This window comes from Bacillus multifaciens, from assembly GCF_030756675.1.
Taxonomy (GTDB): Bacteria; Bacillota; Bacilli; order Bacillales; family Bacillaceae_G; genus Bacillus_A; species Bacillus_A multifaciens.
In genome coordinates this window covers 1-12,527 of record NZ_JAVBXD010000066.1, presented here as the reverse complement: position 1 = coordinate 12,527, position 12,527 = coordinate 1, and the positions used below count along the sequence as shown (strand labels likewise).

Below are 12,527 nucleotides of genomic sequence, written 5' to 3'. Positions count from 1 at the left end.
AATCAAGCCGCTTAGTATTTTCAAAACCCCCACCTCTAAAATTCTGTCCATCCAACTCAGGAAAAGAAACAATTATGAAATTGATTCATGTATAGTATTTTTTATATCCATAACTACATTTATTACAATGCGAGTGATAAAAGATAGAGAATATGAATCTAAAAAATTAACTAATTCAACTGCATGGAAATACATTTCTATTATCATTATTGTTGTAATCACATCATTTTATGGAGTACAGATTTATAAAAGTGCAATAAATTTGGATGGCAAACTGGCATGGTTTATAGAAAGATTAAAACACGAAAGGTCAGTTGAACTTAAGCATAATAATATATATGAATCTGGAGTAGGAGGTATTTTTGAAGATATAAATAAAAAATATCCTTTGCCAAAGAAATTATATATGGCAACTGATTTTGATCTTACATTTCATTCAGATGGAACAATCACAGCGTTTGATACATTTGTTTATGGGAAAAATGCTGAGGGGAAAGTGGAAACTTATTTAATATCTTATAATAAGAAGAAATCAGAAGATATTACTATAATACGAGATGGGTATGCAAATCCTGATTATGATGATGATAAATTAGTAGAGCCTCTAATTAAAACGGTTAAGGCTATTCCAGTTAAGCGAACGGTTAGTAAGTGGGATGAAAGTAAGTATGGATTGATTTATTATGGGAAAAGGAATTGGGGATACAATACAGAGGGAATTATGAATATTACTGAGGATGGTAAGGAGCAGAATCTTAAAGAAGCAGCTTCTGAAATCATTGGATATACTGTATCTATATTTGTTCCTGGAAAAGAGAAAGAGCTAGTACCTGCTAGATATAACTTAATATGTGACGCAAATTGGAGTAAATCAAAGACTCCTCCAAATAAAGATAGGCTTAAAGAGAAGAAACAAGATTTAACGAATGAAAAGGAACAGTTTTTCCTATCAAAAGAAGTTGGTTATAAACTAAATATGACAGAAAAAGCATTGGGTAGTGCTTTTTATTCGCTAAGCAAGACTAGTGATGGAGGGAAAACATGGGAGGCTATCAATCCAGACCCATTTAATAGAGGGATTGGTAGTATATCAGGAATAACTTTTATAAATGATAAACTTGGGTTTTTAGGAGCAGTTAGACCTTCTGGTAATGAGGGAGAGTTATATCGTACAGATGATGGAGGCCTATCTTTCAAAAAGGTAGATTATCCGCCTCATGAAGTGAAATTAGATCATACACAGTCTATAATAAGTCCTTTTGATTCTCCAGGTATGCCATATGAGAAAGATGGAGTTTTTAATATGTTAGTTGGACAAGGAGCAGATGGAGACTACAATGGCGATAGTAGTGCACTTTATCAATCAAAAGATAAAGGGGAGACATGGGAATTTGTAGAGGAAGTTAAAAAGAAATAGCGATTATTTCTTTCCAAAAAAGAAAGCCACTACACTACCAATTAGGTAGCACAGTGACTTTTAGACAAGGGAAGATTCATTAATTACGGATTAGGTAATCGAATGCACCTAAGGCTGCGTTCGCACCTGATCCCATAGAAATAATGATTTGTTTATATGGACTATTCGTACAGTCACCTGCAGCAAATACGCCTGGTACGTTTGTAGCGCCGTGCTTGTCTGTTACGATCTCACCACGAACACGTTCAACAGTGTCGCCTAACCAGTCTGTGTTTGGTACAAGACCGATTTGAACGAATACACCTTGAAGTTCAATGTGATGAACTTCTTCTGTTTCACGATCGATGTAAGAAATACCGTCTACTTTGTCAGTACCAGTGATTTCCTTCGTTTGAACGTTCTTTAGAACCGTTACGTTCGGTAGGCTGTAAAGGCGTTCTTGTAATACAGCATCAGCTTTTAGTTCTGGCATGAATTCAAGAACCGTTACGTGTTTTACGATACCTGCTAAGTCGATTGCTGCTTCAATACCAGAGTTGCCACCGCCGATAACTGCTACGTGTTTTCCAGTGAATAATGGACCGTCACAGTGAGGGCAGTATGCTACACCTTTGTTTTTGAACTCAGCTTCACCTGGTACGCCGACATTGCGCCAACGAGCACCTGTTGAGATGATTACGCTCTTACTTTTTAGAACAGCGCCGTTTTCCAGTTCCACTTCGATAAGTTCTTTCTTTTCTAAACGCTTTGCACGTTGCAAATTCATAACATCAATGTCGTATTCTTTTACGTGTTCTTCAAGGCTTGCTACGAGCTTAGGGCCTTCCGTGTGTTTTACGCTGATGAAGTTTTCAATGCCCATCGTATCCATTACTTGACCGCCGAAGCGCTCAGCAACAATACCTGTGCGAATGCCTTTACGTGCTGCATAAATGGCTGCACTTGCACCAGCTGGGCCGCCGCCAACAACAAGAACATCGTATGGATCTTTATTAGAAAGTTCTGATGCATCAGGGCCGTTACCCATCTTAGCAAGAATTTCTTCAAGTGTCATACGACCGCTGCTTAAGAATTCACCGTTTAAGTAAACAGATGGCACTGCCATGATATCTTTGCTTTCTACCTCTTCTTTAAATGCCGCACCGTCAATCATTGTATGTGTAATACTAGGATTTAGAACGCTCATTACGTTTAGTGCTTGCACAACATCAGGGCAGTTATGACAGCTTAGGCTGATGTAAGATTCAAAATGATATTCACCTTGAATGCTTTTTACTTGATCAATTACTTTTTGTTCAACTTTTGGAGCTCTTCCGCTAACTTGTAGTAAAGCTAACACTAATGAAGTAAATTCATGTCCTAGAGGGATACCAGCAAACGTTACGCCAGTGTCTTCGCCGATACGATTTACACTAAAGCTTGGTGTTCTCTCTAATTGTGTTTGTTCTACTGTAATTTTAGAAGACATAGTTGCTAGCTCATCAACTAGAGCTAGCATGTCTTTTGATACGTTATCGGATCCTGCACTTACTTTAAGTAGTACATCGCTTTCCAGTAGTTGAAGATATTGGGCTAATTGTGCTTTTATATCTGCATCTAGTATCATTTTGAGTATGCTCCTTAAATTTTGCCTACAAGGTCAAGGCTTGGTTTAAGTGTTGCAGAACCTTCTTGCCATTTAGCTGGGCAAACTTCACCTGGATTGTTGCGAACGTATTGTGCAGCTTTGATTTTGTTAACAAGGATGCTTGCATTGCGGCCGATACCATCTGCATTAATTTCCATAGATTGAATAACGCCGTCTGGGTCGATGATGAATGTACCGCGAGCAGCAAGACCTTCTGATTCAACTAATACGTTGAAGTTAGTTGTGATTGTGCGTGTTGGGTCACCAATCATAATATATTCGATTTTACCAATTGTTTCTGAGCTATCGTGCCATGCTTTATGTGTAAAGTGAGTGTCTGTAGAAACAGAATACACTTCAACTCCTAATTCTTTTAAAGCTGCATATTGGTTTTGTAAGTCTTCAAGTTCAGTTGGGCATACGAATGTGAAGTCTGCTGGGTAGAAACAAACTACGCTCCATTTTCCTTTGAAGTTTTCTTCAGTAACCTGGATAAATTCACCGTTGTGGTAAGCTTGAGCTTTAAATGGTAATACTTCTGTTCCGATTAATAACATAATAAAATTCCTCCTAAGTATATGTTCTGAGAATCATAGATTACTCAGTATGTATTTGTAGTTAAAATATAATAATTCTAATTCAATATTAATTATTATATAGAATTGTTTATTTTGTCAAGGGAAATGTTTGACGCATATTTTTTAAAAGCTATAATTAAAACTAGATATTTGTTTCAAAAAATTGTGATATATGGGTTGAAGTACTATTAATCTATTATTTTTATGGCTTTTAGAAAACGCTTACATTTAGGGTGGAGGGAGAAACCATGTCTAAGTTCACGAAGTATTTTTTGATGGAAGCTAGTGATGTTATACCGTATGTGATGGAAAAATTGTCGATGTTCGAGGGTGTAAAATATCTGCAGTGTAAGGAAATTGGAGATGGAAATTTAAATTATGTGTTTCGCGTTTGGGATGAAGATAAGGGGAATTCTGTCATTGTAAAGCAAGCAGGGGATACAGCGCGTATTTCTGATGAGTTTAAGTTATCGACGAATCGTATTCGGATTGAGTCAGATGTGTTGCAGTTAGAGGGGAAGCTGGCACCAAGACTTGTACCGAATGTGTATTTGTATGATGATGTCATGAATTGCTGCGTGATGGAGGATTTATCAGATCATACAATTCTGCGGACTGCGCTTATGAGTCATCAAATCTTTCCGAAACTTGCAGAGGATTTAACGACCTTTATGGTGAACACATTACTATTCACATCGGATGTGATCATGGATCATAAAGAAAAGAAAGAGCTTGTAAAAAATTATATCAATCCAGAGTTATGTGAGATTACAGAGGACCTCGTGTATTCTGAGCCATTTACTGATCATAATAAACGAAATGAGCTGTTTTCTTTAAATGAAGGCTGGATTCGGGAACATATATATGGCGATGATGAACTTCGCATGGAAGTAGCAAAGTTAAAGTTTTCGTTTATGACAAATGCACAAGCATTGTTACATGGCGATTTACATACTGGTTCTGTGTTTGTAAGAGAAGATTCTACAAAGGTAATTGATCCAGAATTTGCGTTTTACGGCCCGATGGGATATGACGTTGGGAACGTTGTGGCAAATTTAATATTTGCATGGGCAAATGCAGATGCGACAATGGTTTCAGGAGTAGAAAAAGATGTGTATATGAACTGGTTAGAGAGTACAATTATAGATGTAATTGATCTATTCTCTACGAAGTTTTTAGAAGCATGGGATGTTCATGTTACAGAGATTATGGCGAAGGAAGCAGGGTTTAATTGTTGGTATTTACAGTCTGTATTAAAAGATACAGCGTCTGTTACTGGTCTTGAATTAATTCGCCGTATTGTTGGATTAGCAAAGGTGAAGGATATGACATCTATTGCAGATGAAGAAGCTCGTGCCAGAGCAGAGCGTATTTGTTTACAAGCGGCAAAAACGTTTATTTTACACGCAAATACGCATAAAACAGGAAATGATTTTTTACAAACGCTAAAGGCAGAAGCGCTGTCACTTGGCGCAAAATAAGGAGAGAAGATAATGTCTGAACAATTAATACCGATTCAATGGAAAGAGGATGCTTTAGTTTTATTAGATCAGACCTTATTACCAAATGAAGTTGTCTATGAATCTTTTAAGGCGGCAGAAAGTGTCTGGGATGCGATTCAAGTGATGAAGGTGCGCGGTGCACCAGCGATTGGTGTTTCAGCAGCTTACGGCGTGTATTTAGGGATAAAAGACGTGCAAGAAGATTCGATGGAATTGTTTATCAATAAAGTACAGGAAGTATGTGCATATTTGGCAACGTCAAGACCGACAGCTGTAAATTTATTTTGGGCGCTTGAGAGAATGGAGAGTACTGCGAAGGAACATGCTCATTTATCGATTAGTGATTTAAAACAGAGATTGTTAGAAGAAGCAAAAATGATTCATAGAGAAGATGAAGAGATTAATCGCCAAATTGGCGAGCACGCACTTACGTTATTTCAAGATGGTATGGGTGTGTTAACGCATTGTAATGCAGGTGCTTTGGCGACGACAAAATATGGAACAGCAACAGCACCGATGTATTTGGCAAAAGAAAAGGGCTGGGATTTAAAAATTTATTCGGATGAGACGCGTCCAAGATTACAAGGGTCTACGTTAACAGCATTAGAGCTGCAGCGAGCTGGTATTGATGTAACAGTTATTACAGATAACATGGCAGCGATGGTCATGTCACAAGGGAAAATTGATGCGGTCATTGTCGGTTGTGACCGCGTGGCAGCAAACGGTGATGTAGCCAATAAAATTGGAACGTTAGGTGTATCTATTTTAGCAAAGTACTATAATATTCCGTTTTATGTAGCAGCGCCGACGCCAACAATTGATTTAAAAACGCCAACGGGAAAAGAGATTCCAATTGAAGAACGTGATGCGGCAGAAGTGATTAATCGCTTTGGACAATATTCAGCACCGCAAAATAGCAAGGTGTATAACCCAGCGTTTGATGTAACGCCGCACGAGAATATTACGGCAATTATTACAGAAAAGGGAATTGTACGCCCACCGTTTGCGGCAAACTTGGAAAAGTTATTTCAGTCATGATGAATAATCGAAACGATGGAACAACGGTTATTATAGCAAATGAGCAGTAAGAAGTGTTTCGCCGGGGAGGATGCATAGTATATGTTACTACAAAAAGAGAGAGAAGAAATTGTAGAGTATGGAAAGAAATTAATTACAAGTGGTTTAACAAAGGGGACAGGCGGTAACATTAGTATTTTTAACCGTGAACAAGGCCTTGTAGCAATGAGTCCAAGCGGATTAGATTACTTTGAAACAATGCCTGAAGATGTGGTCGTACTAAATTTAGATGGTGAGAGTATAGAGGGAACAAGAAAGCCGTCCAGTGAACTTGATATGCATCTCATTTTTTATCAAAAAAGAGATGATGTAAATGCCCTTGTGCATACACATTCTCCTTATGCAAAGACAATTGCATCATTAGGTTGGGAACTTCCTGCCGTTTCATATTTAATAGCATTTGCCGGACCGAATGTACGCTGTGCGCCTTATGAAACGTTTGGGACGAAAGAATTGGCAGAAGCAGCCTATGAAGGAATGATCGATCGCCGCGCCGTGCTACTTGCGAATCATGGATTAATTGCAGGTGGACATAATATGAAAATGGCATTTACAGTTGCGGAAGAGATTGAGTTTTGTGCACAAATTTACTATCAAACGAAATGCATCGGAGAACCGAAACTATTGCCGGAAGAAGAGCTGCAAGTATTAGCGGAAAAATTTGAGACGTACGGTCAAAAATAAATAAACTTCACTCAAAAGATTATGGAAGTAATTCGAATTTTTGGACCGCTGTAAAACTAGCTATTTGAAAGGTAAATAAAATATGTCAGATAATTTAAATGAAACAAGTAAAAAAATCAACAAAGTATATACTTTGTTCAGGCTGTGGAGAAGGTCTTCTCCACAGCCTGTTTTTGTGTTTGAACATGTCAACACTGATAAAAAGAGGAAAAGGAGAGATTTCTTATGATGGGTGCATTAAAAAATTATTGTGATGAACGTGTATCAGTTTCTGTAGAAGAGTTAGTTAACTACCCTTTCAAATTTATATAACTTTGATTGTAATTTCTTTAAAATACAACCCATCAGCAGAACTAATTGTTACTAAACTATTTCCTTTATTATCAGATGTGGTGAGTCCTTGGAATAGTGAACAAACAACTATATAAATAGAAATTAAAAAACGACATAAAACCATCTTTTTTAGGTGGATGAGAGCGTCTGGTCATGCATAGAAGCGGTCAGGGCCTTTTCCTGCCACATGCGAAGTTTAAACAAAGGGAGAAAGCGAGTGGAAGCTCCTTTTTGTCTGCATAGCAGCAATCTATATGTCGGAAAATCAAAATGGATTCATATATATTATTTAATGAGTTCAATAACAGATTTAATGCTACGGCGGGGAATTCATGGAGTGATTTAAGTTTGGCTTATACAAATGCGGCGGGAGAAATTGTCAAAACTCCTAATTCAGCTTGGGTAAGCTATGTAGCTGCAATTTTTATATTTTGAATGAATCTTACAGAAGCAGTTGCACAAGCTCAAAATACGAAGAAGATCTAGAGTTTTCATATGGCTAGTTCCTCAATGTACAATGTATGTGGTAAAGTTGATAGGGATAATAAAAGGAGTAATTTCTATTAAGAAAGGACTGAACACATTGTATTTAACGGTAAAAGAAGCAGCTGAATTTTTAAGTATGCCCGAATCGTATATCGAAAGCTTAATTCAACAAAAACGCATACGTGCTGTTCATGACGGAGAGCAGTATTTATTGAATAAAGAGCAGTTTAATACACATTTAGAACAAATGGAGAAATACAAAAAGTTAGTAGAAGAAATATTAAATGAACCAATTCCAGAAGATATGGATGTGAAAGATGAGGACTAGGAAGCATTTCCTAGTCTTTATATATGTGTTCATAACTATGGTGAACGAGTAATGGATTGGCCTCGATGAACATAATGATTGTTTGCGTAAACAATTTGTTATTTAAAAATATAGGATTGTAGGTTATAAGTATATCGCTATAATAAAAAAAGGTGGAAATTTTTTATAATCTATAAAGGAGTTTAATGTGGACCCAAGTACGATGTTATTTCAAGAAGAGCGGAAAAGTATGAAGCTATTTTTGTGGATGATGAATTGTACTTTTATATTCTTTCATTTTTTTAGTAAATTTTACGTTTTAGAATTTAATGATCTAAAAGAGATTATGTTAAGTGCTAGCTTATGCATCATTATTTTATGTATGTTATGGATAGGGATTTTCTATATGAAGAAGGGGAACCTGTATGCTGTAAAATATGTGTATTTAATAGGGTACTCAATAGGAGAATTTTGTAATAAATGCATTATACGCTTGTTCATATTATAAAAAAGGTAATTAAAGAAACAAAATATGGAAGTTGTATAAATATTGGCACTTACTTGATTTCCAAAAATCATATTCTTATATATATTGCAGATGAGAGATGTGAAATAAGTAAAAAGAAGCTGGAAAATAGTATGGATATTTTCGGAGTAAAGAAAGCGAGTGATTTTGGTTTAGGCTTAATGGCGGTATATAAAATTGTTGTTGTCGATAAAGGAGTTTTAATATGGACAAAGCTCATATTCTTATACAAGAAGAAGTGAAAGCATTAAAACTTTTTTTAAGTTTATTTTATATAACCTTCTTTTTGAATGACATCTTGTATTATTATTTTTATCCGAAAGTACAAATGGGAGATAGCAGTATCGGCTTTCCGGAAGGTAGTTTAGGGTTCTGGATGTATGCTTTTATGTTTTTATTATTGTTAATCTCTATCTATTTTACAAAAAAGAAACATATATACTTAGTAAAATATATTATTTTTATAGGGTATATTTTGAGTGATTTGATTAACAATATACTCATTTATTATGGCACTATAAAACCATTTGAAAGTGATAATGTAGTAGAACCGTTTTTATTGTTATTTTCTCCTATTTTTGTGAATAAACGCTATTGTTGGGTCGTGTCACTTGGAATTATTGGAAAGTATACCTTGTTAGGAATTGTATTACATACACCAATTGTGATGATACCTATTATGCTATGTATGACTTTTGCAACGATCGCGTTTATTCTGTTAACACGCTTTCAATCGTATGTATGTACAATTAAAAACATGTTTGAAGAAGCACAACAAGCTGAAAAATTAGCAGTCATCGGAAAAATGGCGGCTACGATTGCACATGAGATACGCAATCCATTAACATCACTAAAAGGTTTTACGCAGTTGCAGAGAGAAAAACATCCTGAAGATGCAGCGTACTATAACATTATGGTGCAGGAGATTGAACGTATGAATGCGATTGTTAGTGAATTGATGGTTCTTGGAAAACCGAAACAGAGACAATATGCATTACATAATATAAAAGATATTTTATCTTATGTAATTTCGATTGTAGAACAGCCAGCTTTTCAATATGGTATTACCATCTCGGCGGTGTTTGCTAAAAATCTATCCTCTATACAGTGTGATGAAAAACAGATGAAACAAGTATTTCTTAACATTATTAAAAACGCGATCGAATCTATGCCTGAGGGCGGTAATATTATTGTGGAAGCAAATGTAGTTCATGAACAGATTGTAGTGAGTGTGACTGACGAAGGGTGCGGGATCAGTAAAGAGAAAATAGATAAAATAGGTGCAGCTTTTTATACGACAAAGGAAAATGGAACAGGTTTAGGGTTAATGGTTACATACAAAATTCTTGAAGAACATCACGGTGAAATGGAGTTTGAAAGCACACCTGGTGTTGGAACAAAGGTAAATATTAAGCTACCGGTAGGAAAAGAGAATTAAATATATGTGGAAAAACTCTTCTTTCATATTCTAGAAAGAAGAGTTTTTTGTAATTTTGAATGAAAATACTTGAAATAAAAAGCTATTTTAATGTTATGCAGAATACACGATGAAGCTCCCTTTGTTTTCAATCGCCTGTGGCAGAAAAAGGCCCTGACCGCTTCTATACATAGCCAGATGCTCTCGCCCAACTAAAAGGGGTACTGACGCGGTAAAACGTGGATTTTATACACTAAGGATATGCAGGATTTCATGTAAGCTACAAGAACGGTTTGAACTGTCAAATGCTGTTGTGACAGGAATATATGGAATCCTGCATACAGTGGAGGGAACAGAAGGATGGCAAACTCTTGGTATGAATGGATTCCTGAGATTTGATTACTGCTTATAATGAGACGTTATGTCAACCGATCATGAATGCGGTATACATATTATATTTTATCTATCTTGCGTAAAGAAAATTGTAATATAATAGAAATAACATTATGAATTATACAGGAGATATAAATGAAAAAATTTTTAATTAGTTATGCTGCAAGTCTGTTTGCTTTTGTTTTCGGATGGTTCTTGATTTCATATATTTTTAATCCTATCTTTATTCACCCGGACGTTTTATTTGGATTCATTAAAACTATCGTCACTTATGGTAGTATACCAGCTCTTATAGCTTGTCTAATTGGGGAAGTCTTATATAGGAAAATCAAACGATGTAGAAAATTGCAATTTGGAATTCCTGTATTTATAGGACTAGCAGTTATCTATACACTTACACCATTTCTTTTTATGTTTACTTTTTCTTTTTCACATTTCTTTTATTTCGTTGCACCTGTTATTATGGGGTCCTTAGCTTTTTATTTAGTACGTAGAAACTTCCGTTAACAAATTTTATGTAAATAAGCCATCCATATGGACGGCTTATTGTATTTTTTGCTTAGCGTGGGGGGGGCTGAAATGCTGGCGGTACCCCATGCCCATCAAGTTAAAATCTCATACCACCCCCAGAACGAAAATTTTGTGCATTTTTGGGGATAACTCGTTCTTTTAGCCTGATGACGATGCGTCAGTACCCCTAAAAGAAAAGGGTTTTATGTTGTCTTTTTAATTTGTATTCATAGGTAGGTATTCACCTATTCTTTCTTACTTGCATATCGTAGCTTATGTAGTGAAACTGCTTACAAGGGAGTGAAAGGCAGTGACAGGAAACATAAAAAATTATTATGCGGGCGGTAATACAGCAAGGGGATTTTACAGTTTGTATGAAGAGAACCTAACGGGATTGGACCGGTTATTTATTCTAAAGGGCGGGCCTGGAACAGGGAAATCTTCACTGATGAAGGCGATTGGTCGTGAGTGGGTGAAGAAAGGGTACGATATTGAGTTGTTACATTGTTCATCTGACAATCATTCAATTGATGGTGTGATCATTCCGGCGTTAAAAGTTGGGATTGTTGATGGAACGGCACCGCATGTAATTGAACCGAAACTGCCAGGTGTTGTAGAAGAGTATGTAAACTTAGGAATAACTTGGGATTCTGTTGAACTTAGGAAACAGAAAGGTGAGATTGTGCATTATACATCAGAAGCGACTCATGCGTTTCAGTCAGCTTATGCGTGCTTTAAGACGGCGCTAGAGATTCATGATGAATGGGAGAAGTTTTATATTGACCACATTGATTTTGAAAAAGCGAATGAATTAACAAAGCAGCTCATACAACAATTTTTTGCTGATAAAACGTGTACGAAAGCAGCAAATGTGAAGCATCGTTTTTTAGGTGCAGCAACGCCAAAAGGCGCAGTTGATTTTGTTCCGAATTTAACGGAAGATGTACCGAAGCGTTATTTTGTAAAAGGGCGGCCTGGTTCTGGAAAATCGACGATGTTAAAGAAATTAGCGGCGGCAGCTGAAGAGAAAGGATTCGATGTTGAAATCTATCACTGCGGCTTTGATCCAAATAGTCTTGATATGGTCATTGTCAGAGAACTTGGCTTTGCCATTTTTGATAGTACAGCACCGCATGAATATTTTCCGACCCGTGAGAGTGATGAAATCATCGATATGTATGAGCTTATTATTGAACCAGGAACAGATGAGAAATATGCAGTAGAAATTCAAGATGTATCAAGACGCTATAGAGAGAAAATGAATGAAGCGATGTCCTATTTAGCAAAGGCAAAATCTGTGCGTGATAAACTAGAGAAAATTTATATTGCGGCGATGGATTTTGAAAAAGTGGATGCATGCAAAGATGAAATTCAAGCGGAGTTTGAGAGAATTGCAGAACTTGTTGCCGAGCAGCAAAAGTGAAGAAAAGGAGCTGACTTGAAAAAGGATTAATGTCAGCTCCTTTTCGTGCATTTAGAATGTGGAACATTGTCGAGGTGTCTTTATCTTGTGTCGAATCGCCGATATATCGAAAAAATCGCTGATATATTGCAAAAAATGGTCGATATATTGGTTCTGTCAAGAAGTCTGTGTAAATTAATGAGACTTAGTACTTAGGTCTATCCAGTATTTAGTTATATGTTTTTTTCTCTTAGGGGAGGAGGAGTGA

11 protein-coding genes are annotated in these 12,527 nt (G+C 36.4%); 9 read left to right on the top strand and 2 right to left on the bottom strand.

Translation table 11 applies throughout. From position 1 onward, the window contains the following. Position 1 precedes the first annotated feature (1 nt). Positions 2–1,417, top strand: a complete 1,416-nt coding sequence (locus Q9306_RS23530; RefSeq protein ID WP_306202907.1) for a WD40/YVTN/BNR-like repeat-containing protein — start codon at positions 2–4, stop codon at positions 1,415–1,417. 79 nt (positions 1,418–1,496) lie between these two features. Here the strand turns inward: Q9306_RS23530 and ahpF are convergent, their stop codons facing one another. Together ahpF and ahpC are read right to left on the bottom strand one after the other, a co-directional pair. Next, positions 1,497–3,023: an alkyl hydroperoxide reductase subunit F gene (ahpF, locus tag Q9306_RS23525; protein ID WP_306202905.1), complete on the bottom strand. Its 1,527-nt coding sequence runs from the start codon at positions 3,021–3,023 to the stop codon at positions 1,497–1,499. A 14-nt stretch (positions 3,024–3,037) separates the two neighbouring features. Further along, positions 3,038–3,601 (bottom strand): alkyl hydroperoxide reductase subunit C, encoded by a 564-nt coding sequence (gene ahpC, locus Q9306_RS23520; protein ID WP_306202903.1) that lies wholly within the window; start codon positions 3,599–3,601, stop codon positions 3,038–3,040. Between the two features lie 269 nt (positions 3,602–3,870). Here ahpC and mtnK point away from each other — a divergent pair, with 269 nt between their 5' ends. From mtnK to Q9306_RS23480, 8 genes are all read left to right on the top strand, one after another. After that, positions 3,871–5,103 (top strand): S-methyl-5-thioribose kinase, encoded by a 1,233-nt coding sequence (gene mtnK / locus Q9306_RS23515; protein WP_306202901.1) that lies wholly within the window; start codon positions 3,871–3,873, stop codon positions 5,101–5,103. 12 nt (positions 5,104–5,115) lie between these two features. Next, complete coding sequence (gene mtnA / locus Q9306_RS23510; RefSeq protein ID WP_306202899.1) at positions 5,116–6,162, top strand: S-methyl-5-thioribose-1-phosphate isomerase; 1,047 nt, start codon at positions 5,116–5,118, stop codon at positions 6,160–6,162. Between the two features lie 81 nt (positions 6,163–6,243). After that, positions 6,244–6,885: an L-fuculose-phosphate aldolase gene (locus Q9306_RS23505; protein WP_306202896.1), complete on the top strand. Its 642-nt coding sequence runs from the start codon at positions 6,244–6,246 to the stop codon at positions 6,883–6,885. 916 nt (positions 6,886–7,801) lie between these two features. Further along, a complete protein-coding gene (locus Q9306_RS23500; RefSeq protein WP_306202893.1) occupies positions 7,802–8,032 on the top strand; it encodes an excisionase family DNA-binding protein in 231 nt (76 codons plus the stop codon). 459 nt (positions 8,033–8,491) lie between these two features. Continuing rightward, positions 8,492–8,779 (top strand): hypothetical protein, encoded by a 288-nt coding sequence (locus Q9306_RS23495; protein WP_306202891.1) that lies wholly within the window; start codon positions 8,492–8,494, stop codon positions 8,777–8,779. Continuing rightward, positions 8,743–9,975 carry an ATP-binding protein gene (locus Q9306_RS23490; RefSeq protein ID WP_306202890.1) on the top strand — a complete coding sequence of 411 codons (1,233 nt, stop codon included), beginning with the start codon at positions 8,743–8,745 and terminating at the stop codon, positions 9,973–9,975. Before Q9306_RS23495 ends, Q9306_RS23490 begins: the two co-directional genes overlap by 37 nt. Before the next feature lie 507 nt (positions 9,976–10,482). Beyond that, positions 10,483–10,854, top strand: coding sequence for a hypothetical protein (locus Q9306_RS23485; protein ID WP_306202888.1), 372 nt, complete (start codon positions 10,483–10,485; stop codon positions 10,852–10,854). Between the two features lie 313 nt (positions 10,855–11,167). Beyond that, entirely contained in the window at positions 11,168–12,280 is a 1,113-nt protein-coding gene (locus tag Q9306_RS23480; protein WP_306202886.1) for a PRK06851 family protein, read from the top strand. Positions 12,281–12,527 lie beyond the last annotated feature (247 nt).